Raw genomic sequence first — 21,479 nt, forward strand, 5'->3', positions numbered from 1 at the left:
TACCGGTTATGGATAATAAACCTGAAAAAATAAGTTTCTCAAAAAATTGGAACCACAAGCTTGATTGTGAATATTTTACTACATTCAGACTTTTCAACCCGGAAAAATATTTTGAAGGGCGATCGGTTGAAATACATGAAAACGGTGTTTTAAAGAAAACAGCAGTTATTCAGTCAGTTAGGGTATTGTACCTCAGCCAAATTAACGGCTGGATGACTGCGATAGACGCAGGATGTGGTGTAGAGTACTTCGAAAAGATTATTAAAACAATGTATAAAAACAAAGTTTCAGATTTCACTACTCAAAAGTTTCATTTTCTTTTACTTAGAACTTTACAATAAGGATAATTTCAACTTTAAACTACAATAGAAATGGCATTAAGTTTTAAAACGGTAGAACAGGCTTATGAGATATTCGGTCTCATTAAAAAAGAGTTCCTGCCTGATTTGAATATACCATCATGGCCCTCTGATATGGGTGAATGGGGTACTAAAAGGCAGACATATCCTCCGGTGTTAGAGGTACTTGGTTGGGGAAAAAAGCAAGATGATGGGTGGGAAAGTATTTGTTTTTTCATCCAAAATCCGTCAAAAGAGTTGATTGATGGATTTGAAAAGCTTAATACAATAAAGGGAAATACGCATATCTGTAAACCTTATGATCTAAATGATAGGCTATTTTGCATTGGTTGGTTTTAGGTCCTATAGGAATTTATTCGATTCGAATTTTGTATGTTTTTTTTGTATTTTTGAGTACTGAACTTATTATATGCTATGAATTTTAAAGCCAAAAATACGACTGTTTTGACTGCTGAGGGTAAAGCTGAGTTGTTTTTTCAAACGGTAAATTGCGATCACCTGCTAGAAAACTACCGAACAGATGTAAATAAGATAGGTAAAGAAAGGGTACATGATGTTAAATTTTCAGATATATCTCAACTTTTGTCTGGCAATGTCTGTTTTAGTGAAGTACCGAAATCGAAAAACAAATTTCAAGCAATTTCGTTTTACCGGGGAAAATATTACGTAACTTTTTATTACCTTGACAAGAGAAAAGATTGTGAAACTTTATTTGCAGTAATAATCAGCTGCTACATAAGCCATGAAAGCCATATCATTAAAAAATACGACACCTATAAAAAGGAAGTCGAGCAACAATACGGAAAAAAATAAGAAATCTCCAACTTACATGATATTTGATGGTAAAATGTATAAGGAAGACGATAGCGGGAAAATGAAGCCATTCATTCCAAAACGCACGAAATAATATTTAGCCCTCATTCCAAGAATGAGGGCTTTTTTTATGATAATGATACTGCAGTAATCTTCACTCCCGCCAGTCTGGCCAGCTTTGGAGATTCTCCGAGAAATCTCATTATTAATAATGCTTCCTGTGGGTAGATGGTTGCCCTGTAGTTTAGGACTTTTGGAAGGTACTCTGAAAGTCCGCTTTTTTCTGCATGACTTTTAAGAGTTGATACTTTTATCTGGTAGCAATCTGCTACTTGGGTGAGAGAAAATCCGATCATGTTGCCGTGAACTTACTGTGAACCTCCCGGAAACTGTCAAGCTATTGCGAACGGAAGTCCGATTCTTTAGCTTTGTTTCACGAAAAAGAGGGTGATATCGGTAGTACAAAGGTCGAATGTTGATGCTAAGATACACCCTTATTCTCATTTTGTCAATAGTCACGAAATCCAACGAAATCCGATGAAAAAGAGCAGAAACAACGGAATCCACGCTACAACCTCACCAAAGGTTAGCCAGAAACTTCTTGAAAGAATTAACAAGGAGGCTGAGGAGTATGAAGACGGAAAAGCCGGGGTAATTCGGGAAGCCTTAACAGAGTATTTTTTTCCCAATCCAGTCGAGATTTCCATTCCAGGGCCGGAAATCATCGAAGAAAGAACTTACACAATACAGGGGCTTGTAGGCTTAGACGTTGCTCACGCTTTAAATAGTTTTTCCCATCAAAATAATGTGGGAATTGAGGTGGTTTCCGGCAGCATCCTGACGGATTTCGTTAATCAGCGTTGGAAATATAAACAAAATGCTGAGGAACGTATTGACATAGTTGTTTTACCGACTGATTTAGCAGAAATCCGTAGATTGTTCGAGTCTGAGCAGGATTCTGTTGCTTATGAAGATTTCCTAACAGATGTTCTCAGGGCAGGGATTTTAGCAAAGAAATCCGAGAAAAACACTGGATTTCGCATTGATGGACTCAGTCAAGAAACGCCGGACAATTCAATTAAAATCTCCTTCGATGAAATTAATGATGAAGAGGTGCGGAAATCGTTGCAGGAATCCGGTTTTAATGAAGATCGGTATATGACTATCAAAAAGGAAAGCGAGACCCGTGATAAGTTTTCAAGATTGCTGGATGAAAAAGTTGAGGAATTAAACAGAAAAGTACGGGCATCTGAAGCTAAGATTCTTCAGTCTGAGGCTTATATTGAGAGTTTCGAGAAATTCAGGTTAGCAACTTTAGCTGTCATTAAAAGTTATGCTGAATACTCTTCTTCCTCAATATTTTCAAAACTGAAACGCTTTACTGAGCAGGAAATCGTTTCTAAATATTTTGATCAGAAGTTTTTGTAAAATTATGAACGAATGAAGGTACTTGCACTTGTGGAAATAGATCCATTGACTGGAATAATCGTTGAAAAGTTGCCTCATAAAATTTACTCTGAAAATTGTTCGGTTGAACGGGCTGACTCTTTCTTCATACAAAGTATTGCATTAAAGAAAGCAAAATCGAATTTGACGGAAATCGAACGAAATCAGCAAATTCGTTTAACAGCAAATTTCGAAGAAATCGTTAAAATGGGCTTCATACATCACTCGGAATTTGAAAAAGTTATTGAAAAGAAGCTGATCGAAATACAGAACCGTATCACACTTAGGTTTTATTACGATTTCTGGATTAAAAAGCCGATTTCAAAGATGCGGTGGAGAATTACTGCAAAAGTGGGCCCGTCTTTGGTAAAATTCTTAATAAGGTTAAAAAATGGGAAACATTGATTTTTTAAGTGATTTCGAAAATGCAGGTAATGATGATTCCTATGGATTATTCAGTACTGAAGTATCTCAGCCAGCTGAGGAACTATTACCGCACAGGGGTACACCATATCTTGAAAAATCGGGCGATTTCTTGGGAGGATTGTTCAAGACGGTAAATAAGCCGGAATCAGAATATGAGCCAAAATATTCGAGCGAAGACCTCGAAATTCGTGCTGAATTGATGGTTGATTTGCTAATGACGAAGTTTAATCTGTTTATCGGATTGGCTAAAGGCGGAGTTTCGGAACTCGTAGTAAGCGATCAGGATTTGGAAATCTTACGAAATCACCAATTGAATGGATTTCCAGAAAGTGCAGAAACAGCGGAAATCCGGGAAAGAATTGCTGTTAAGGAAAAGTTGGAGCAAACTCCCCCGTCTGATATGAAGCTAAAGCGGGAAATCTTGAAAAAAGCCGTAAAACTGGATTTGGAACGAAAAATGAAAGCGGGAAAACTTGAGGAATTGTCAATTGAAAAAATGATACTAATGATGGTTTCCTCTGAGTTCTCTGTTTTGGTAGGGAAAAATTACGGGGTATTCAGCTCAATCGGAAAAAATCTCATAAAGAAAGCAAAAGGGTTTTTGTAATATGGACGGAAGAGGTAACGTGTGGTATCTGTGCGGTAAGCGGGGAACAGGGAAATCGTTTGAGGCTCTGGAAATCGCTGCGTTTTTCAGGGAACGTAGAGAATCGCCTAAAAGAACGATTATCCTGGATCACACCCAAAACGATGATACTTACGGAGGAATTGATGTAATTCAGATTGATGATCTCAGGTATTTGCTGCCTGGGAGAGCATGCGTAAGAGTACAAACCCAAGACTGGTCCCGTTTCTTGGATTTCGCATTCAAAATTAAGAATGCTTCAATCGTGATCGATGATGCTACGGGATTATGGAGGGGTAATGTTCCGGATAAACTTATTTCGTTCGTTGGACTTGCAAAAAATCACAGATTAGAGTTAATCATGCAGTTTCACACTATTGCGGATACTGCACCATCGATCTTAAAGAGTTGCAATATGTTGGTTATAAAACAAACTAACGACTCGTTTCCAATCAAAAAAAGCGCACCCAATTCGCGCTTAATAGAACGAATGATATTGGATTGTGGGGATGAAAATTCGAAATATGATCCTAATCGGAAATGGGCTACAAGGTTGGTGGACATAAATGAAGAGATGGTTTATGTTAAAAATCCGACAGTGTCAAATTTTGCTGAGTCTTATAAACAAAGGAGAGAGATTTCCGAAATCATAAAAACACTATGAAAGGTAAATTCAACTGGTGGAATCTCGTACAGTTTTTCGGGGTTTTAATCGCATTTAATGTCATTATCCGGATTTTATTCGGAATCTTAAACAATTTCAGAAAGCCTAGGCCACAACTGGAAATTAAACCAGATATTCAGCCTTCTGTTGAAGAAGAACGAAAAAGGATTTCCTTAACCTCAGAAGAATTGGACGAAATTGTCAAAAAAAGAGCCAATTCAATCATACAGGAATTGCCACTGGAAAGCTAAAAAATTTGTTTAAGCTGCAATTATAAATTTCTATATCATGCCGAATCCGAAGATACGCCCAAAAATGACTCTTAGCGAAATCGCTATCGAGTTTGGGTTTACTACAAGAAACGGACCCCATGAAAGAGCGGATTTGAATTATCTGCTCTTTTCCCTTCAACCATACCGAAAGACCCTTATTACCAGATTTAAAACAGATGTTTGGGCATGGGGAAAACGGAAACCTCTCCCCTATACTGTTATTTGCTTCATTTTCAGCAAGTTTCAATCATAGTTTGTGCGTCACTCGTGCATTACTCGTGCATACTTCGTGCGTTTTACAGCCGCTTTAAGCCCGATTTAGAGCCAGATGATTTTTTATGTGCTTTATCATTGTGTCATAATTAAGCAGAAAAGCTTTTTTCACAAAATAGAAAAATTATGTCACAGCATTTAAAATTAATTCTTTCCAATGCTACTGAGTCTTGTGTAGCTGTGTTGTTCCCAGGCGTAGCAAAAGACATTAACGGGCCGGGTAATTACATGTCAGATTCTGCATTCAAAGCGCATCCGGGGAATTTAGAGCTGACGGCAAAGGCCTTCTCTGGTAAGCAACAAATCAAAATTGATGATCTAATTACTTACTTGAATCAAGTTGGAAACTTCAATATTGAAAACATCTTAGTATTGGCAAACAACGGTGAAAATCAAAATCCTGTTGAAAGATTCGCTTTGACAGAGTTTAATCCTTTCAGCGATCCAGCTGAGGTTGAAATTGAGTTTGATTTGAAAACTGGTAAAACAGCTGAGGGTCGTTACTTTGACATGTATCAATTGAGAAATCCAATCGTTCTCAGTCCGCTTACAGTTTTGGCCGTGTGTCTGAAGGGAAGTAGCTCTGATATTGAAATTATTTTCAATTATGGTGGTCAGGGTGATTTAGGGATTCCTGAGCAGGAAACACGCATTTTGTAGTAAGTATTAGAATTTACGCTTAAGCATATATAAGCATGAGATTTTCAAGACAATATCAGCAACGTGAAGTTGTGTTGGCATACAATGCCGGGGTGAATGTTGGTGTTAAGCCTGCAATCGTATATTATAAAGGGTTGTACTTCATTGCCCTGTTTGATCCGGATGGAACACATGTTACTATTCTGGGAAAAGAAGGTGTTGTTTCGCGACTTGCCGGAACACCCCAAAAGTTGAATTTTATCAATTCTTTTGTTCAAAACGATGTGGACCAGTTGGCATTGGAAGCTACTGTTACCGGTATTCTAGGGGCGGGCATTGTAAATACAAGTGTTTTAATATCGACTCTGACTGGGTTGCCACTTTCAACTGATGGCTACATTGAGCCTGTAACAACGGTTGATTTTGAAGTTGACTCAGAAAAACAAGCGTTAGTACTTCAACTTGGAATTTATCAGTCAATTGTACAGGAAGCCGGATTAGGCGCAAAGGTTAAAGAAAAGCTTAACCGGATCATTGCCGCTTTATAGCGATCGATTAAAAATAAAAAAGTAGGGAAACCTCTCAAAATACTCTAAACTGTAATTAGAATGGCAACTAAAATTATCAATCTGGCTCCGAAAGGTGCTATCACAAACGGGCAATCAATCGGGAGTATTGATTATACAGTTACTGACGTTTCAATCTGGGATTTTAAGCTCGCAACTGTAGGGTCGCGGATCGTACTGTTTGGCAAACACTCATCACAGACGAGTTATACCCCATTCTCTAAGGAGACATTGGCCAATATCGCAGAAAGCGATCGTGGTGTGCTAAATGCTGTTCTTGTTAAATACGCTTTAGGTATGGCTGAATCTACAGGAATGAGCATGCCTTCGATTGACACAACTAAGCAAATTGGTGTGTACACCGATGGTTTGGGTCATTTCGCTGAAACGCCATATACTGACGCTTCAAACACGGACACAATTAAAACTATCCTGCAAACAGTTGCAGATGGTACTTCCACTACTACTGGAACAGGAGCAGTGACCCAGGCAAAAAAATGGTATCAAAAGCCTATCACATGGGTTCTAGGTGCAGTTGGTGCGGTGGTCGCATATGTACTTGTGAAAAAGTTCTGGAAATAGCATATGTTTTACCTCTAAATAGACAGGAGCCTGCTTACTCAGTGTAGGCAGGCTCTTTTTCTTAAGTCATGATAACTATTGAAGCTGCAAATAAAAATCCACTGGTGGTCGCAAGTTCAAACCTGACAGTTTGGGGAGAATATGTAAAAGACATAAATATCGCCAGATTGTCAAAAAGCTTGACAACAATTAAGACAGGTGGAAAGGTCGGTGTAATTGTAGCTACATACTATAGCGGAGATGGTAAACATTTTGCAAAAGTACAGTTAGTCAATCCTGTTTCGAAATTACTTACAAAATACACTCATGGATATGTTTATCTGGCTGACGTAAATTTATTTGGTACTGCAGTATCCACTCCTGCTACTGGAAAAACTTATTGGTGTACTGGAAGCAAAGTAAATATTCGGAAGGGTTCTTCTGTAGCTTCAGCTGTTCTGGCAAAGTTAGATAAGGGTGATGTTATTGGAACTTCAGATGGTATTCTTTATGGACAGTTCTTAAAGTTCAACCTTGCTTTGGGCGGTGTAGGATATGTTTCAAACCAATATTGCACACTCAAATCGCCTGAGCTTCCCGTAGTAACTCAGCCATTAACCGTCAAGGATTCGACATCAGGGAAAGAAACAACTGTTCAGATTCCGGTTGTTCAGCCCATAGAGGGATCAATAGACTGGTTGAGACTCGGAGTTAGTATTGTTGCGAGCTTTATCGGTGGAATTATTCTAAGAAAAATCTTTAAAAAGAAAGCATGAAAGTTCTAAGTACCATATGGGGCGTAATGATGAAAATATTTTCATCTAAAATATTCTGGTATGATTAAATTACAATTCGAGATATTAAAATCTGTAATTCAATATATTAAAATTACAAACGCTCAAAGATACATTTCTCCGAGCGTTTTAAATATGTTTTAAAGCCTTTTTAAAAACAAAATGCCGTTTAGAATTGAGCTTTTATATAAGGCTAATTGAAGCTATTTTTGACAATATTAATCAAAGATAATTTGATTAATGGTAGAAAAGTTGACGAAATCCTGCCTTGTTAGAGACAGGATTTTTTGTTTTGTATAGTTTTGATTTATCTTTACAATCATAATAGGTGTAGAACTTTATTATTAATTCCATTTAGCTTTTAGCTTTATGGAATTTTTGTTTCAAAACCAAATATTTTCTGGCGTTTCTGGGTCTGGGGCTATACTTAACGCAATAAGACTATCTGAAAGGTATATATCCTCATTTAATAGCCGAATATTAGCATGCCAACCCTCCGTTTGGCCTATCTCTCCAACGATATTAAGGCAATAATCAAGGGTGTAGCATATATATCCTTCATCGCCTATCATTCCGTTTTCTAATAGACAGTCGTCTAACTCCTGTCTATTTTGTGCCTTAATAAATATATCCATTTTTATAAATTCTTAAGTGTGTTGTCTGCTAATTGTCCGTTATAAACTCTAAACGACTTTATCCAGCCATTCAGGAATTCAATTGCGCCAGTCCTGCTTCCTAGCGTAAAATCTATGATATTCGCAGGCAAGGCCGCAACTGGATTATTAAGGGGCGTTCCGTTATCTGCGACGAAAGTAAATCCAGAAGCTCCGTATGAACCAGCGATTTTATACGGCGTCTTAGGCAATATGCCCGTAACTGATTGCACTGAGGTAATAGAGTTAGCAACAATAGTCGCAAACTCTTTACTACCACTGAAATTATTTGCACGCATATAAACCCTGTTATTAGAAGTGTTGTCACTAGCGAAAAACAGTGCATATCCTACTCCGGAATCAACATAGCTTAGTTGATATTCTGCTACAACTGAGGCGGCGTTTTTATTCCACCAAGAGCCTACAGGTATGTTGATTAAATCGGCTGCCCTTGTAGCAGTTGCAATACGTGTGTAAATATAACTTGAGGGAACTTTGCCAGCCTCAAACTGACTCCCACAGACATAGTAATAGCCGTTATTAACTCTCGTTCCGCTCCCGTCTGCCGTCGCGGAAACAATTGTAACTTTCCAGTTTGTGTACGAACCGCCCATATTCGCGGCAAAACCTACCCGCATCCAACTATCTTGCTGTTTGTCGAGAAACGCGCCTGAAATATTAACACCTGATGTTACACTTGACGAACCAACCGTACCCGTGTTTATGTTGTACCAAACTGCCGCCCTGGCAGTTCCCGTATTGTCTTGAATAAGAAATCTTATCCAGTCGAAGTTCCCTCTTCTGATAAAATGAGAAGCACAGTAGTAGTTGTTGGCCGTAACCGTAAGGTTTGTTTGTTCGATAAAAGCACCGCCCGAAGAGTCTTCCACAATCTTAGTTGCCTCTCCTGAAAAATTACCAACTCCGTTGACTTCTGCTGTAAAACCGACGGAAGTAATGCCAGTTTTTGCCCATGACGAGCCGGAATACTCCTGACTTTGAAGTAGCAAATTGGTCGCAGACCCTTCGACCTTGATGCCTCTAAATGCAAGGGATTGGGGGTCGTATTCGTATCTTGGTGCATAATATTGCGCTGTGGTCGTTTTTGTGTATGTCAATAATCCGCCTTGATTTGCCGACATACCTGTAATTCTAATTCCACTAACACCGTCGCCCGTATAAGCTGCGACACGAACGTTCCAGGTGTACGGGCATGTGCAAAAAAAGGCACTTGCTGAACCGGACGCCACACATTTTATACTGACAGAGCACAAGTACCAGCCGCCTCCTATTGATAAAACAGCAGGCGATGAACTTCCCGACGAAGCGGGAATAACTCCTGTTCTTAAATCAAAAACCGCCCAGTCATTCCCGCCAAAAACGGCGGCATTAGACCCGATATAAAGCGCACGCCCAGCGTCTTGCGCTAAGCACGAAAAAGTGTAAGTTCTTGCAGGGATACACTCGCCGACAGACTGCGAGATGCGATGTTCGTTGTTGCTGGCGTCTTCTATGAGCGACCATGCAGCACCAACGCCAGTCGGAATACTTGTATTGTAGGAAGTGATTGAGCCTGCATTCTTAGCCCAGGCAGCATTACTAAGGTCTTCTGACCACGTAAATACATTTTCCTGACTTGCAACGAGTCTACCAGTCGAATTGAAATACATCGCCCTAGATGGGCGAGTGTAGTTAATAGTGACGCTCTGGGCATTAGACAAACTCTGAGAAACAGAGAAGTCTAAGCCGAGCGTTAAAGCCATATTTTGGGCTTGTCCAGCCCCTAACAAACTTAACATACCTTTGTCATTAAAGCACTATGCCATTTACATATATTTCCCCCGCTGGAACAGCGTCTAAAACGTTGTCCGCTCCTGATGCTGTGATTGCAACCCAGATTGTTTGACTGACCTCTGCCGGGATAGACAAGGGAATCGAAACCCCCGCCCCTTGTGTATTTGCAGGAATCGGAAAGGTAAAAAAAGGAACATCCGTGGTTAGTGGGATAGTTGCTTTTGACCAAAACTTAAGAAATCGCACTACACTGCCTAGGCTTATAGCTGACATTGAACTAAGCTTTTTGAGCGTAGCATTAACCTGAGTCGGGGTGTTTGAAGTTGCCGAGGAAATTAACTTCCACGGCGTGCCTCCTTTTATTGTAACAGGTAGCCCCCCGCTAACTTGCGCCGGAAACTTGGTGTCTATAGACGACAGTGAAGCATTAGCCGCCGTTTGTCCTGCCGCAGAAGTCGGTACGATAGGATTTCCGTCTACGTCGACAAGGAATACAGCCGGGGCACTAAACGCCCCGACTTTGGTTATAATTGCACCAGAACCATTTGAACTAACTGTACCTGCCATGTTTAAATATCGTTTAATTTGAATATATATAACTCGTTAACGCCCGCCCGAACGTCTATCTGACGCTGCCAATTGTAGCCATTTTGGTCGTATTTTACTATAACAGAGCTTTGTTCAACGCCGTAAGGCTGAACCGCATAGATTGCAATTAAGTTTTTCGGCCTATTGACAATAGCACGCACGGCGGTTTTTTGGTTAATCTGCCACTCAGGAGCTTTATACTGAACAAATGTGCTTCCTGAATCGTAGCTAACTTTAGTATTCCATCTTAGGAACTCTGTATTAGCGTCTAACAAATCGGATATTCCGTACAGACTACTAGCGATGGTTGTTTTTGCAGCGAAAAATCTGTAAAACGCTTTTAAAATGTAATTAAAACCCGACATGTCTTTAACTAGATTTGACAAGGTTGCTCCGTCTTTTGCGACCGGGTTGATGTCAGGGGCTGGGTCGTGCCACAGGTTTATCCATGCGCCCGTAAATAACGTCAATAATACCTGCCCCTCTGCAATTAACGCAGGCACAGGCTCTATAAATCCTGCGCGATAACGGTCTATTGTTACATCCTCGTAGTTTGATGCTCCATTCTCCCCGTAGTTTTTGTAACCTGTTCCACCCAGGTTCATATAGGAAATCTCGTGTACAACTGGATTGCTTTTACCGTCCTGCAATAGCTGATAAAATTGAACTTCCGGATTTCCACAGGCCTGAGTAGCCCAATGGCCGCCGTTAGGATTTGTTCCGTAGTGCGTAACAGCTGGCAGATTGTTGCCTTTTTTATTCTTAATAATACTACCCTCTGGCAAGAAGGTTTCATATTCAAAATACGTTTCAGTGAAGGCCGAAACCCTTGCCAAATCCGCCACCTTTTGCCCAACAAATGCAGACGGCATTTTTTTGGCTGTCAAATTGGATGTACTTTGGACTGGCTGATACCAAAGTGCATTTCGCCCCGCATTCGTATAGTGGTTCAAATTTGGTCTGCCAAACGTAAAGACAGGACAGGTTGGGTACATTGTATTAACCCAGCAGTTTGACGTACTCGCCTGCATTAAATAGTATAGCCAGCCGTAATGTCTTGCCCGGAACTCTAAATCGTCAAGGCCATTTGTGAAACCACCCCAATTTTCCATGTCCAGCAAAATAGTTTTTGCATTTAATAGATAGTTTGGCGTAGCCGGGTCGCCAAATCCGTAACCTTTCGCTCCGAAGCCTTGCAAAATAGCTTGTTGGTAACTGCTATTGCCATTATCTTCAAAGTAATCTAAAGTGTGGTCTCCCGCATCTATATGTAGATTAAACGGAGCGGAGTTCATCCAGCCAGTACCAGTCCAAAACGACCGTCTGAAGAATGGTAGCGTACTGACATACGCAGGATTTGCGTGCGGGTAAGACCCGTCAAATTCGCTTGGTTGCACACAGGCCGAGACAGTCGGCGTAGAAAATCCACGCTTGTATAGCTTATCTAAACCAAACTGATTCCTGCCGCCCGTACAGAATATAATTTGAAAAAACGGCTCTCCGGCTGTGTTATTCGGTATATTAAAATCCGGAACAGCGTCTACAAGAATCTGATTGTATTGTGGCGAGTCTGTGACTACTGTATTTACAATTCTGAACGCCTCCGTAGAAGTTCCGCCACCTGAATCCGGGGCAGTTGGAATTACCGGATTTGCGACGGCTTCAATTGACTGAATTTTAGAAATAACCAACTGTCCTATGACTTGGTTTCCGGCATAATTCGGGTGAACCCCGTCGAACCTTGCAGCCCCTGAAATGTCTACGGAATGGTTATACGGGTTCTCTGAAACAATCGTATCAATTGTGGCATTAAAATACCCAAAATCTGCCCACGGGCGACAGATAATAATATGTGTTGATAAACCGAGTTTTGCACGAACACGACCTAATAAATTGGTCAGCCTGTCGTAATAAATTGATGGCGTAACCCCGATTGCTTCGTGGTTTGCTGAATCGTTTACGGCAAGCTCTACAACTACATAAGGAGTAAAGGTTCTTCCAGCCGCAGCAATAGCCGCCTTCATTGCATCAATGCGCTGTAGCATTGTATCCGCGTAGCCCAACCCGGCTGTAAATTGACCTACAAACGCACCTCCCTGAGCTATTTTCAAAAGATACGCGTCGTTCTGGTCAAACACATTATTCTCTATCGCTTTTGCGATATATAATTCTATTCCGTGTGTGTTTGCGATTGATTCGTTATCCGCCAAATCGCTATTTACACCGATGCTTAGATTCTCTACAACCATTGTATTATTGTTGAGAATCTTGATGCGATTATAGGCGCGAATGTCACCAGTCGGAGCGCCAGAGTTGGCCGCACGGCCGCCCATGATACTGCTACCTAATAATACAAATAGACGGCGGTTATTAGTTTGCCCACTCGAATCAGGAGTCGGCGCAATTACTGAGCCAGCACCGTCTAAAATGTGCTTAAACTTGATTTCTGAGGTCGTGTCTGTTGTATGGGAACAACCAAAAACACCATGCCAGTAGTCAGTTCCGAACCCCGAAAAGAAGTTCTGTACCTCGTGTAACAATACCCACGCAATTGCGGTTGTAGTTGGCGAATCTGTACTGTAATACAATTTAACAGAAAGCCCTGTTTTTTGAACACGCAACCACACCGGAACGGCTTTTCCGTCTACAGATTTAAGTTGCTGAACCTGTCCGTTTGATGCTTTTGAAAGCACGACGATAGAGCCATTGGGCACTATACAAATCCAGATTGCGGCATGCGCTGCAACCGACGGCATTCCGTTATGGATTAAGCAGCCAGCCTTAGCGAAACTGTTAGTGTTTTGCTGGCTTTCGACAAGGCAAACTTGGTCTATATCCACGTTGCTTTCTTTCTTGCAATACCAATTGTATTGTGTCTGGTCTTGCCAAATATCTGCGCCTTTTCCAAATAATTGAAGGTCTCCGTTTCCGTTATATGAGTAATTAGCCATCTTACAAGTTAGGAACTGTTACGTATGTTGTTGAGAAATAAAATGTATTGGTAGGGGCATAAAATGCCCTTAACTGAAACTGTCCTGTTTGTCGGTGAAAGTCTGTCACGGGGAAGCTATTGGAGTCTGTAAATCCCCCCGCTGACACCTTAAAACTAAGTACATAATTGTCGGGGTTAACATAATTTACTGTTGCGTATGTAACATCCCCGAGCTTCGCAAACGTAACACTTGTAATCCGTGCAGTGCTGTCATAAGAAATCTGCACATCTCCGCCAGTTTCACCGTATGTCCAGCCCGCTGACTCGTCCACGACCGGAACACTTGCGCCGTATCCAGTTTCGCCGTATGTCCATCCCGTCGGGTTCGTTCCGGCCGTTGGGATAGTTAAGCTAATCGAACGAGCAGCAATAAGTACACCTGTATTGCTTAGCTCTGACACATAGAAAATATAAGTCTGACCAGGAACTACATTAAACGCATTGTTACTTTGTTCGTCACCCTGATTCTTTCTATAAGAAAGTTGCTTGCTTGCTGGATTATTAACAACAACAGTCGCAATCATAGTCCCGGAAACTTCCTGCAAATCAACGCGTGTAATGCTCCATGTGACTTGTACGGGGATGTATTTATTTACATCGTCCCGGATTACCGCCATATACTTACTTCCGATACAGAAGTGAGAGAGAAACTCTCTAATGGCAAGTTCTGTTAGCTTACTGGTGTCGGTCGGAATAATTACAGCAACAGTAACAAGTCCTGAATAAATCTCCTTTAATGGGTCGTCGAAAGCAATCTGTACATTAAAGTACTTTTTAATTGCTGCCGCTAAGCTTCCTTCTTGCGGTGTTACCCGTAAGCGTTCTTCTTGCTTTGCCAGTTCGGAAATTGCATTATTATTAATCGCTGCAATATCCGTAAACAAGCTTGATATAAAATTTATGTTTACTGAATTTCGGTTGTCTTCCGGGAGCAGAAATTCAATAAGTTTTGCCAAATTAAATGATACCATTCTATTTCCAGATTACAGTTGAGCTAGGTATATCCAAGACGAAAAAACCTTTCGTCGTCTGCCTTCCAGTCGTAAATACTGTCCAGGTTGCACCATCTTTCCAATAAGCGTTTTTGATGTCGCAGTCAATAAGGAACGCTTTGTCTTTTATATAGTTTGAAAGCTCTCTAAGCGACAAGTAACCGTTAAATTGAGTGAGCTTGAAGAAATCCGTAATTGCATCTCTGACGGTAATACCATAGTCGGAATTTAGACCAGTGGTCAGGTTTCCCCCGGCCGTACTACGTGTAATTTCGATTTCAAGTTTAATTGTATCGGCGGTTGCATTATCAATTAACACTTTTACTCCCGCAGGCTTAATACTTCGAAAGTAATATGAGAACTCTGCAAGCTCCGTAGGCGTTAGACTAACCGCATTGCCCGCATTATCCGCCTTCGCTACTCGCACATACAAAAACCCGTTATTATCCTCCTGCACACTCACGTACTTAATAATCTGCTTGGTGGTGTCAATTTGTGGATACTTAGGAACAAAGTCCGTCCATGTAAGTGTATCTGAGATCTGGAATTTTTTAGCCCGGTCAGCATACCATCCGATTGTCATAACCTGCGTATTATCTACGTAAGCCTGAACCTGTGTACGCATCCTGTCCCAGTTAATTTCGACCTGCAAGATTATCTCCGCAGCTATACCCTTGATAACATCCCAAAGCCGGACATTTCCGGTTGTGGTAGTATTTTCAAGACTGGGCAAAAGCTCTAACGTCTTGTTTGTGATACTTGTAAATATTTCGTTCCTTGTGCGTGCCATTTATGTTACGATTGGGCTGTACGGGCTTAAAGCGCGCACGGTTTGCGGTTTGATTTTGTCGTCCCTGATTTCTAAACTCAGATTCGTAATCGGGTCTGTAAGCGAGGTTAAAGCGTTATCCTCAATGAGCCACTGTACGCCTGCTATATCACCGTAAAACTGTAGCGCAACATCATACAGCGTCTGTTTTTGCTTAACTTGATATTTCATCCGCTAACAGGGTTTTAATGTCGGCAGCCTGCAAATCTGCATTAATTCCGACCTGATTTAGTTCGCCTAAGACGATACGATTAAGTGCGACTGTTGGGGTTGTGGAATTGACATAATCCAAGATTCCAACCCCCGAAATCGGCTCGAATTTATTACCACCTTTTCGGGTCGTAATAACCGACTTAATTGCCTGGTTCGCTCCGTTGGCGATGATTATATCACCGTTATTCACAAGAATCTCGCCTGCGCTATTTGTTAAAATATCGGTTATCATTCGAACAGGGAATTTATCTTTGTTTGCAAAGAAGTAATACTCACAATGGTGTCTGGGGAAAGGGCAGAGCTGGGCGCGCCGGGCGAGCTACAGATTACCTTAAGTCCATTTAGTAGGCTTATTAAATCGCCAAATATTCCGGCAAGGCTCTGACTTGTATTAGCAATCTGCACCTTAGCCCCAGACAATATTTTTACGCCGTTTCCGGTCGCTTCTATTCTTGTGTTTGATACGTTGTAGACCAACTTGTCTACTTTGTCAAATTTGACAATCGTAAAATCCTCCCCGTTTTCAATTCGACCTAAAAGCACCTTTGAACCTACTGCTGGGATTAACCAAAATCCTTCCGAGGTATCCGGGCTTGCAGATAATTCAACCGTGTGAACAATGTCCGGGCTTCCCTCTTCTGTAACATCTGCGGTTGTGTCTGTTACAGATTGTACAATGCCCGTTAGTACCTGAATAGTAGTATAGCTTTGCACATGTTCGGCTAGTGCTGTTCGCATTTGCTGGATAGCATTTTCCATTTTTTTAAAAGGTTTTTAAGAGACTTTTAAACCGAGCGATGCAGTCTTGCAAAAGCCTACCTGCCCGCCTTTTACCTCTACCTTTACAGCAATAACATAATATGAGCCATTTTGCTGCGGGTATAGCTCGTTAACTATTTTTGCGGTATTTCCAACCGCCACAGTACTATGCCCCCACGTTTTTATTTCGCCACGGTATCCGTCGTAGGAGTAACGCTTCAAACTCTCTTCTGCGAGCTTCTGTAAAGTCGCTGGGTCGGAAATGTCGGGAAACCGCATAACCTTATTATCTCCGCCCAACGTCCCTACAGTTTTTTCAATTTTGTTTCTGTTTTTAGTCTTGCCGATTGCGGTTATTGAAATATTCACCTGGTCGGCACGGACATATTGCAAGTTGGTATCCTTGCGCATATTATTGTGTGTGTAGAAATTGACCTCTCCAGTTTTTTGTGTGTAAAGCAGGTGAGCGTTTAGTTCTGTGCCTACACAAAAAATGTTAATGTTAGTGTCCTGCTTAAGCTTTTCTAAAACCTGATATGCGGTCTGGTCTCTTATTACATACTTTTCGAATCTGATGCCCTGTACGCTTATGTTGAAGGTAAATCCACCGATCTGATTCACAATATCTTTAATCAGCGTGCTAATATCTACATTCGTATAGGACTTGTTTTTGACCTGTTTGCGAAGCAAAAACATACTATCCTCAAATTCGAGCCTCATCGGAGTATTGGGGCTGATTGCCCGTAAGTAACCTGTAAACTCCTGTCTGTTTTTGCCGTCATAACCGAGTGAAACAGTTGCAATGTCGCCCCGTTTTACCTTGCCTTCTATATTATAAGGAAGGTTTTGTAACATTGCTGGAAGCTCTATAACACAAGTACCGCTTAACTGCTCTATGCTCTTGTTTATCTCTATTGCAGAGAAAGAGCGCAAGCGCACGTTAGCAATTCTTATATCGTGAGTAATTTCCAGCATCCTAATTTAGCAATTCAAAAATTTGGTCTGAGAGACCTTGTACAATGTAATCTAAACGATTCCCCTGCATTTGTAATCTAGGGATTTGTTGTATAGCAATATGGCTAATCCCGAAATCCGTTGTTAGGTCACAATAGATTAAAAGACTGCGGTTATAATCCAAAAAATCCTTTAGCTTATTAATATTCCGTTCGTCTTTTTCCCCGTAATTAGCCGGAGAAATGTCTATAATACTACCCTCTATCGTGATTCCGTAATCGCCATCCGAAAACAATTCCTTGACCGTTCCCCGATAGTATTTGCTATTCGCCAAAGGCGTTGCGACAATAAATTTTTGCTTTGCAAGCGTAACAAGGGGCTCAACAGGAAACCACCAAATATCTGCCGGGGTCTCCGGTTTGGCGAATCCTACAGGGAGTCGCATTGGTATGCCTAAAGCGTTCTTGATTTCCATATTTTTCTAATTAGCCAACGCCTGGGCGGAACCTACGACGCGTAAAAACATGTCCATAAATTGTCTCTGAACCTCCTCTACGCCTAAGCCCTCACCAGCAGTGTAATTTAGCGTTTCGAGGAATTTTGAAACGTTAACATTGATTGTAGTCGCCTTTCCACCTGTTGCGCTTCCTGTGCCACCCGCGGAAGCTGAGCCGGAAACTAATTGCGATTCCGTTTTTTGCTTCTCTTCCGAAAGTCTGGCGTTTCGGTCGCCCGTTAGTTGACGGTGTACATCGTTACGTTTCTGGTCTTTACCGTGAATCCTTGATTCTATAAGATTAAACTTATCACTGTCGTACTCTTTCCCAATCTGCGTAAAACTTCTTTTCCAAATATCTAAAGGCCTGTCGCTCCCTTTTGCATCTGTAAAGCCTTTTTTTATGCTCGTAAATGCCTTCCCGGCTGCTTTTATCTCAGGACTAAAATCATCAATTTTACGGCCACCCCAATCAAATAGCTGTGTCATCCATTTCAAGGGAGCAAAGGGTTGTTTGAGCCTATTGCCCAATGTGTCTACTACATTAGCCGCTTGCAAAGCCTTTACATTAAATGTTTCAAGAATTTTTGAAGCGGTTTCAAATGGGGACACAAAAGTATTCCCAATGTCCCGAAAAGCTTGTTTTAACGGGTCGGCGTTCTTTAAGAAATCATTGCCAAAGTCAATCAACTTATCCAGTTTTGGGAGCAAATTATCTAACGATTCTGTTGCGATTTCGTTCTTAAATGTCCCCCATAACGTCGAAAGCTTGCCGCGTGTAGTCTGAGCCTGTTTATCCATAAGGCCGTAAAACTTCCCGCCTTTTTCTGTTAAAGACTCTAACGCTCTGTCGACGTCTTGGAAACTAACCTTTCCGTCTGAAATAAGCTGCGATAAGGTCGCGCGACTTACTTTTTTAAGCTTTGCAAGGGCGTCTAATATTGGCACAAGGTTGTTTTCAAATTCCCGGGCATTAATCATGTCCAGTTTTCCGATTCCTTTAACCTGCGCGTAATTAAAGATGTTCCGGTTTAGGTTCTCCGCTTTTCCACGGCTTAAATCTCCGAACATCGCCATCTTTTTTTCAATTTTGTCGGCCGAAACATTTTGACTCAACAATGCACCTGCCTGCAAGACGTCGTCATTTTCGTACGAAGTCTTGTCTGCATATTTGTTCAAATTCGCAACAACAGAGGCTGCCTTATGCTTGCCAACAAACTGCTCGAAATCCAATAAAGTACTTTGTCTGTCCATGCCCAATTTAGCAGCATAGGTCAAGCCAGCCGCCGCCATTGTACCCGCCACCAAATAGGGGTTTCCAATCATTGGGAGAGTAGCAGAAAAAGGATTCTTAGAGCCTCCGAGCTTAGGCGTCCCGAAATTACTATTGCCTCCTCCGCCAGACGGCAGCGTATTCAACCGGGCTTTTAATTTATCTATCTGCTGTTCAGTCTTCTTTATCTTGGAGTCGTCTATTTCAATGGTCTTTTTGACCTCTAAGCTTTGCAGCTTTGAATTAAGCTTATCTACAAGCTTACCCGTATTTCCGATTGCCCGGTCGAACGAAGCTTGTTTTTTCACCATACGGTCGGTTTTGTTCGTATAGTTGTTGAAAAGATTATCAAGCGGGCTTGAAAACAAGTCCGATAATCCTATGTCAAAACTGTATGCCATTATTTATATCGGTCAGGATAAAGTAGTTTTAATAGAAAAAGGCATTCTTGCCAGGCTGCGCCGAACTGTTCGTTTGAAAGCTGGTTGGGGTTTTGGATTCCGAGAAAGTGACGAAGCAAGGTATTGCGCTTCCTTACTTCGTCCAGGTACGTTTCTTGCAGAGGCTTTCCAGCCTCTAAACGTTTTTTAAGCTACCCTCGAACACCGGGATTAACTGGGCAGCGGCCTGATAGCATTGGAACAACAAAAGTTCGTCCGCCTCTAAGGCTTCCGGGTTATCGCTGCCCAAGTAGCAGTTTACAAACATTGCCTTGCCTCTGTTAAAGCCCTCTTCTGACAAAGCGGCTTGGATAATATCGAGCGTCGGACGCTTAAAAAATACGGCAATTACGGTTGCTTCGTCTGTTTTAATAGACGCCTCTTTTACTTTTTTGCCCGCAAATCCGGCAATATCTGCCGCGGATAATGGTGCTTTGAAATCCATATTTTTGTTTTTAAAAAGCTTTTAAAAATTGATTAAACGAGACTTAAGAAGATGAAGTTTGCTGTAACTTCCGTGTCCGGGTCGCCCTGTCCGATGCTCACATCTTCACCGCCGAACTCGCAGAACATTAAGCTGTCTGACTGTACAGTTAAGTCCGGGCGTTTGTACGCAATTGTGATTGTGAACGGCGGAACATCTCCGAGAAGCTTTACACCGAAGCGCGCTTTAATTGCAATCAGGTCTCTTTTTTTAATTGTGATTGAGCCGCTGAAGCTCTTGTTTCCAATCCCGACGAATTGGGGGTTTGTCCCAGCTCCGTACTGCAATTTCTTATCGAAATCGGCAGTGTACTGCACACGGGTAAAGCTTGTAAGCTCCTGCCCGTTGTGCAGTAATCGAAGCTGAGACCAGTCGTATGCTCTACTGTCGAATGCCATCTTTATCTGTTAAATTGTTGTTGCGAAACCAATCTTGACGATAATTTCTTTCATTGTCGCAGTCGGAACAATCTTTAGAACAACCTCTAAATTGCCCGTTTGTAAAATGTTCTGAGCCGGGTTAATTTGGCATTTTACTGCGCTGATTTCCCCCTGGCAGTTGATTGTAACCGCGCTTTCACATTCTCTTTCGAAAAATGAAAGTTTAGCAGCGTCTAACAAACCATTATCTATTACGATTGTCTCGTTAACGTGGTTAACGAACGTAGCGTAAGCAATACGGTGAACCTTGTCGATAGTTCTGCCAGCCTGCAAGCTTGAATAATCGTCGCTTGTCGCTGTCGCAGTACTGTCGTTTAAGAAGAAATATCCCAACTTACCCGGATAAGCTGTAGGTACAATGTACCCCTTGCTCGCAAGCGTTGCCAAATCTGCGAACTGACTTTCTATCGTCGTTCCGTTCGTAAGATACATTGCAGAACTAGGCAGCGCACCCCAGCCCACATGTCCGATGTGCTGGTTAACTGCAACTGCGGCAATCCTGCCTAAAAGCAAGCCTTGCGCGGCATTTCTTGCAGCAACCGTAACACAGGCAAGGTTAATGGCCACCCGGTTATAAGCCGCGCTCGTAAGGTTTACCACTACAGCCGGGTCGCTTCCGTAGAATCTACCGTCCAAGATTATACGCAGTGGTTTTTGACCGCCCGCGTAAGTCTCCGCTAACGCCTGCGCCTTGATTAGAGCCGTTGGAATATCTGCGTCTAGCCCGGCCGTAATTGCCGGAGATGTTCCGCCCGAAACGAACAAAGAAACCGCAAGCACATTGACTCTGCCTTGACTGTAATCAAGCAGCTTCTTTGCAGAGTTTGCCGTATCCTTGTCGAGTACTTCCGACATTTTGGCTGTTTTCGGGTACATCATAATATAGAACTCTCTGCCCTCGTTCTGTGGGAACGAATAGAAGTCTTTTATTTGTGACCAGGCCTCTGCGTTCTCTGTTCCTGCGATAGCCGTTAGCCCTAATCCCTCCGCCTGCGCCAAAGAGTTAATCATCTTTGGCGTATATAAGGCAAGGTTAGCCGTTGCCGTGCCAGTGAACAGCAGTCCGGTGACACGGTCTTGAACGGTCTGGACTTTGCCCAGACCGCCGTTGCTTAAAATGATTTGAACTGCCAT

The 21,479-nt window shown here is 41.8% G+C and carries 29 protein-coding genes; 13 read left to right on the forward strand and 16 right to left on the reverse strand.

Annotation, left to right across the window (positions count from 1 at the left end):
• Positions 1-8: 8 nt before the first annotated feature.
• The 3 genes from BM179_RS02180 (at position 9) to BM179_RS02190 (ending at position 1,172) form a co-directional block, all read left to right on the forward strand.
• Complete coding sequence (locus BM179_RS02180; protein ID WP_092011400.1) at positions 9-341, forward strand: hypothetical protein; 333 nt, start codon at positions 9-11, stop codon at positions 339-341.
• A gap of 30 nt (positions 342-371) precedes the next feature.
• On the forward strand, positions 372-698 hold the full coding sequence (locus BM179_RS02185; RefSeq protein WP_092011403.1) for a hypothetical protein: 327 nt from the start codon (positions 372-374) through the stop codon (positions 696-698).
• Between the two features lie 75 nt (positions 699-773).
• A complete protein-coding gene (locus BM179_RS02190; protein WP_092011406.1) occupies positions 774-1,172 on the forward strand; it encodes a hypothetical protein in 399 nt (132 codons plus the stop codon).
• A gap of 128 nt (positions 1,173-1,300) precedes the next feature.
• On the opposite strand, the gene BM179_RS25510 is transcribed toward BM179_RS02190, so the two are convergent.
• Positions 1,301-1,528 (reverse strand): hypothetical protein, encoded by a 228-nt coding sequence (locus tag BM179_RS25510; RefSeq protein ID WP_092011409.1) that lies wholly within the window; start codon positions 1,526-1,528, stop codon positions 1,301-1,303.
• Between the two features lie 181 nt (positions 1,529-1,709).
• Between BM179_RS25510 and BM179_RS02200 the strand changes: the two genes are divergently transcribed.
• The 9 genes from BM179_RS02200 (at position 1,710) to BM179_RS02245 (ending at position 7,420) form a co-directional block, all read left to right on the forward strand.
• The gene (locus BM179_RS02200) at positions 1,710-2,600 is read left to right on the forward strand and encodes a hypothetical protein (protein ID WP_092011412.1); all 891 of its coding nucleotides are present in this window, start codon (positions 1,710-1,712) and stop codon (positions 2,598-2,600) included.
• Between the two features lie 12 nt (positions 2,601-2,612).
• Entirely contained in the window at positions 2,613-3,023 is a 411-nt protein-coding gene (locus tag BM179_RS02205; protein WP_092011415.1) for a hypothetical protein, read from the forward strand.
• The gene (locus tag BM179_RS02210; RefSeq protein ID WP_092011418.1) at positions 3,010-3,651 is read left to right on the forward strand and encodes a hypothetical protein; all 642 of its coding nucleotides are present in this window, start codon (positions 3,010-3,012) and stop codon (positions 3,649-3,651) included. The genes BM179_RS02205 and BM179_RS02210 overlap by 14 nt, the downstream gene beginning before the upstream one ends.
• A gap of 19 nt (positions 3,652-3,670) precedes the next feature.
• Positions 3,671-4,333, forward strand: a complete 663-nt coding sequence (locus BM179_RS02215) for a hypothetical protein (RefSeq protein ID WP_143095120.1) — start codon at positions 3,671-3,673, stop codon at positions 4,331-4,333.
• Positions 4,330-4,584: a hypothetical protein gene (locus tag BM179_RS02220; protein ID WP_092011424.1), complete on the forward strand. Its 255-nt coding sequence runs from the start codon at positions 4,330-4,332 to the stop codon at positions 4,582-4,584. The genes BM179_RS02215 and BM179_RS02220 overlap by 4 nt, the downstream gene beginning before the upstream one ends.
• 420 nt (positions 4,585-5,004) lie before the next feature.
• A complete protein-coding gene (locus BM179_RS02230) occupies positions 5,005-5,538 on the forward strand; it encodes a hypothetical protein (protein WP_092011430.1) in 534 nt (177 codons plus the stop codon).
• Between the two features lie 35 nt (positions 5,539-5,573).
• Complete coding sequence (locus BM179_RS02235; RefSeq protein WP_092011434.1) at positions 5,574-6,065, forward strand: hypothetical protein; 492 nt, start codon at positions 5,574-5,576, stop codon at positions 6,063-6,065.
• Positions 6,066-6,125: 60 nt separating this feature from the next.
• Complete coding sequence (locus BM179_RS02240; RefSeq protein ID WP_092011439.1) at positions 6,126-6,665, forward strand: hypothetical protein; 540 nt, start codon at positions 6,126-6,128, stop codon at positions 6,663-6,665.
• Between the two features lie 68 nt (positions 6,666-6,733).
• Positions 6,734-7,420 carry an SH3 domain-containing protein gene (locus BM179_RS02245; RefSeq protein ID WP_092011443.1) on the forward strand — a complete coding sequence of 229 codons (687 nt, stop codon included), beginning with the start codon at positions 6,734-6,736 and terminating at the stop codon, positions 7,418-7,420.
• Positions 7,421-7,821: 401 nt separating this feature from the next.
• Here BM179_RS02245 and BM179_RS02250 read toward each other — a convergent pair whose 3' ends face one another.
• From BM179_RS02250 to BM179_RS02305, 12 genes are read right to left on the reverse strand one after another with little or no spacing between them, the layout of a single operon-like run.
• Positions 7,822-8,073, reverse strand: a complete 252-nt coding sequence (locus BM179_RS02250) for a hypothetical protein (protein ID WP_092011447.1) — start codon at positions 8,071-8,073, stop codon at positions 7,822-7,824.
• Between the two features lie 2 nt (positions 8,074-8,075).
• Positions 8,076-9,890, reverse strand: a complete 1,815-nt coding sequence (locus BM179_RS25845; RefSeq protein ID WP_092011450.1) for a phage head spike fiber domain-containing protein — start codon at positions 9,888-9,890, stop codon at positions 8,076-8,078.
• Positions 9,891-9,900: 10 nt separating this feature from the next.
• Positions 9,901-10,452 (reverse strand): hypothetical protein, encoded by a 552-nt coding sequence (locus tag BM179_RS02260; RefSeq protein ID WP_092011453.1) that lies wholly within the window; start codon positions 10,450-10,452, stop codon positions 9,901-9,903.
• A 2-nt stretch (positions 10,453-10,454) separates the two neighbouring features.
• Complete coding sequence (locus tag BM179_RS02265; protein ID WP_092011456.1) at positions 10,455-13,424, reverse strand: SGNH/GDSL hydrolase family protein; 2,970 nt, start codon at positions 13,422-13,424, stop codon at positions 10,455-10,457.
• A 1-nt stretch (position 13,425) separates the two neighbouring features.
• Positions 13,426-14,421, reverse strand: coding sequence for a hypothetical protein (locus BM179_RS02270; protein ID WP_177219279.1), 996 nt, complete (start codon positions 14,419-14,421; stop codon positions 13,426-13,428).
• Positions 14,422-14,437: 16 nt separating this feature from the next.
• Positions 14,438-15,247 carry a hypothetical protein gene (locus BM179_RS02275; RefSeq protein ID WP_092011462.1) on the reverse strand — a complete coding sequence of 270 codons (810 nt, stop codon included), beginning with the start codon at positions 15,245-15,247 and terminating at the stop codon, positions 14,438-14,440.
• Positions 15,248-15,457, reverse strand: a complete 210-nt coding sequence (locus BM179_RS02280) for a hypothetical protein (RefSeq protein WP_092011465.1) — start codon at positions 15,455-15,457, stop codon at positions 15,248-15,250. It lies immediately after the preceding gene.
• Positions 15,441-15,731, reverse strand: a complete 291-nt coding sequence (locus BM179_RS02285; protein WP_092011468.1) for a hypothetical protein — start codon at positions 15,729-15,731, stop codon at positions 15,441-15,443. The genes BM179_RS02280 and BM179_RS02285 overlap by 17 nt, the downstream gene beginning before the upstream one ends.
• Positions 15,728-16,258: a DUF777 family protein gene (locus tag BM179_RS02290; RefSeq protein ID WP_092011471.1), complete on the reverse strand. Its 531-nt coding sequence runs from the start codon at positions 16,256-16,258 to the stop codon at positions 15,728-15,730. Before BM179_RS02290 ends, BM179_RS02285 begins: the two co-directional genes overlap by 4 nt.
• Positions 16,259-16,273: 15 nt before the next feature.
• Entirely contained in the window at positions 16,274-17,233 is a 960-nt protein-coding gene (locus BM179_RS02295) for a hypothetical protein (protein WP_092011475.1), read from the reverse strand.
• 1 nt (position 17,234) lies between these two features.
• A complete protein-coding gene (locus BM179_RS02300; protein ID WP_143095122.1) occupies positions 17,235-17,657 on the reverse strand; it encodes a DUF6046 domain-containing protein in 423 nt (140 codons plus the stop codon).
• Positions 17,658-17,693: 36 nt separating this feature from the next.
• Positions 17,694-19,382 (reverse strand): tape measure protein, encoded by a 1,689-nt coding sequence (locus tag BM179_RS02305; RefSeq protein WP_092011480.1) that lies wholly within the window; start codon positions 19,380-19,382, stop codon positions 17,694-17,696.
• Between BM179_RS02305 and BM179_RS25520 the strand changes: the two genes are divergently transcribed.
• Positions 19,363-19,572: a hypothetical protein gene (locus BM179_RS25520; protein WP_092011483.1), complete on the forward strand. Its 210-nt coding sequence runs from the start codon at positions 19,363-19,365 to the stop codon at positions 19,570-19,572. The genes BM179_RS02305 and BM179_RS25520 overlap by 20 nt on opposite strands.
• Here the strand turns inward: BM179_RS25520 and BM179_RS02315 are convergent.
• From BM179_RS02315 to BM179_RS02325, 3 genes are read right to left on the reverse strand one after another with little or no spacing between them, the layout of a single operon-like run.
• Entirely contained in the window at positions 19,558-19,866 is a 309-nt protein-coding gene (locus BM179_RS02315) for a hypothetical protein (RefSeq protein ID WP_092011486.1), read from the reverse strand. The two genes, BM179_RS25520 and BM179_RS02315, sit on opposite strands and share 15 nt — an antisense overlap.
• A 32-nt stretch (positions 19,867-19,898) precedes the next feature.
• Positions 19,899-20,303 (reverse strand): hypothetical protein, encoded by a 405-nt coding sequence (locus tag BM179_RS02320; RefSeq protein WP_092011489.1) that lies wholly within the window; start codon positions 20,301-20,303, stop codon positions 19,899-19,901.
• Between the two features lie 9 nt (positions 20,304-20,312).
• The gene (locus tag BM179_RS02325) at positions 20,313-21,479 is read right to left on the reverse strand and encodes a DUF2586 family protein (protein WP_092011492.1); all 1,167 of its coding nucleotides are present in this window, start codon (positions 21,477-21,479) and stop codon (positions 20,313-20,315) included.

This window comes from Pseudarcicella hirudinis, from assembly GCF_900115665.1.
GTDB classification, from domain to species: Bacteria; Bacteroidota; Bacteroidia; order Cytophagales; family Spirosomataceae; genus Pseudarcicella; species Pseudarcicella hirudinis.

What these genes read in the sequence shown, in the direction of transcription:
- BM179_RS02180 (WP_092011400.1), top strand. Translation starts at nt 9, where the DNA reads ATGGATAATAAACCTGAAAAAATAAGTTTCTCAAAAAATTGGAACCAC.
- BM179_RS02185 (WP_092011403.1), top strand. Translation starts at nt 372, where the DNA reads ATGGCATTAAGTTTTAAAACGGTAGAACAGGCTTATGAGATATTCGGT.
- BM179_RS02190 (WP_092011406.1), top strand. Translation starts at nt 774, where the DNA reads ATGAATTTTAAAGCCAAAAATACGACTGTTTTGACTGCTGAGGGTAAA.
- BM179_RS25510 (WP_092011409.1), bottom strand. Translation starts at nt 1,528, where the DNA reads ATGATCGGATTTTCTCTCACCCAAGTAGCAGATTGCTACCAGATAAAA.
- BM179_RS02200 (WP_092011412.1), top strand. Translation starts at nt 1,710, where the DNA reads ATGAAAAAGAGCAGAAACAACGGAATCCACGCTACAACCTCACCAAAG.
- BM179_RS02205 (WP_092011415.1), top strand. Translation starts at nt 2,613, where the DNA reads ATGAAGGTACTTGCACTTGTGGAAATAGATCCATTGACTGGAATAATC.
- BM179_RS02210 (WP_092011418.1), top strand. Translation starts at nt 3,010, where the DNA reads ATGGGAAACATTGATTTTTTAAGTGATTTCGAAAATGCAGGTAATGAT.
- BM179_RS02220 (WP_092011424.1), top strand. Translation starts at nt 4,330, where the DNA reads ATGAAAGGTAAATTCAACTGGTGGAATCTCGTACAGTTTTTCGGGGTT.
- BM179_RS02230 (WP_092011430.1), top strand. Translation starts at nt 5,005, where the DNA reads ATGTCACAGCATTTAAAATTAATTCTTTCCAATGCTACTGAGTCTTGT.
- BM179_RS02235 (WP_092011434.1), top strand. Translation starts at nt 5,574, where the DNA reads ATGAGATTTTCAAGACAATATCAGCAACGTGAAGTTGTGTTGGCATAC.
- BM179_RS02240 (WP_092011439.1), top strand. Translation starts at nt 6,126, where the DNA reads ATGGCAACTAAAATTATCAATCTGGCTCCGAAAGGTGCTATCACAAAC.
- BM179_RS02245 (WP_092011443.1), top strand. Translation starts at nt 6,734, where the DNA reads ATGATAACTATTGAAGCTGCAAATAAAAATCCACTGGTGGTCGCAAGT.
- BM179_RS02250 (WP_092011447.1), bottom strand. Translation starts at nt 8,073, where the DNA reads ATGGATATATTTATTAAGGCACAAAATAGACAGGAGTTAGACGACTGT.
- BM179_RS25845 (WP_092011450.1), bottom strand. Translation starts at nt 9,890, where the DNA reads ATGTTAAGTTTGTTAGGGGCTGGACAAGCCCAAAATATGGCTTTAACG.
- BM179_RS02260 (WP_092011453.1), bottom strand. Translation starts at nt 10,452, where the DNA reads ATGGCAGGTACAGTTAGTTCAAATGGTTCTGGTGCAATTATAACCAAA.
- BM179_RS02265 (WP_092011456.1), bottom strand. Translation starts at nt 13,424, where the DNA reads ATGGCTAATTACTCATATAACGGAAACGGAGACCTTCAATTATTTGGA.
- BM179_RS02275 (WP_092011462.1), bottom strand. Translation starts at nt 15,247, where the DNA reads ATGGCACGCACAAGGAACGAAATATTTACAAGTATCACAAACAAGACG.
- BM179_RS02280 (WP_092011465.1), bottom strand. Translation starts at nt 15,457, where the DNA reads ATGAAATATCAAGTTAAGCAAAAACAGACGCTGTATGATGTTGCGCTA.
- BM179_RS02285 (WP_092011468.1), bottom strand. Translation starts at nt 15,731, where the DNA reads ATGATAACCGATATTTTAACAAATAGCGCAGGCGAGATTCTTGTGAAT.
- BM179_RS02290 (WP_092011471.1), bottom strand. Translation starts at nt 16,258, where the DNA reads ATGGAAAATGCTATCCAGCAAATGCGAACAGCACTAGCCGAACATGTG.
- BM179_RS02295 (WP_092011475.1), bottom strand. Translation starts at nt 17,233, where the DNA reads ATGCTGGAAATTACTCACGATATAAGAATTGCTAACGTGCGCTTGCGC.
- BM179_RS02300 (WP_143095122.1), bottom strand. Translation starts at nt 17,657, where the DNA reads ATGCGACTCCCTGTAGGATTCGCCAAACCGGAGACCCCGGCAGATATT.
- BM179_RS25520 (WP_092011483.1), top strand. Translation starts at nt 19,363, where the DNA reads ATGTCAAAACTGTATGCCATTATTTATATCGGTCAGGATAAAGTAGTT.
- BM179_RS02305 (WP_092011480.1), bottom strand. Translation starts at nt 19,382, where the DNA reads ATGGCATACAGTTTTGACATAGGATTATCGGACTTGTTTTCAAGCCCG.
- BM179_RS02315 (WP_092011486.1), bottom strand. Translation starts at nt 19,866, where the DNA reads ATGGATTTCAAAGCACCATTATCCGCGGCAGATATTGCCGGATTTGCG.
- BM179_RS02320 (WP_092011489.1), bottom strand. Translation starts at nt 20,303, where the DNA reads ATGGCATTCGACAGTAGAGCATACGACTGGTCTCAGCTTCGATTACTG.
- BM179_RS02325 (WP_092011492.1), bottom strand. Translation starts at nt 21,479, where the DNA reads ATGGCAGTTCAAATCATTTTAAGCAACGGCGGTCTGGGCAAAGTCCAG.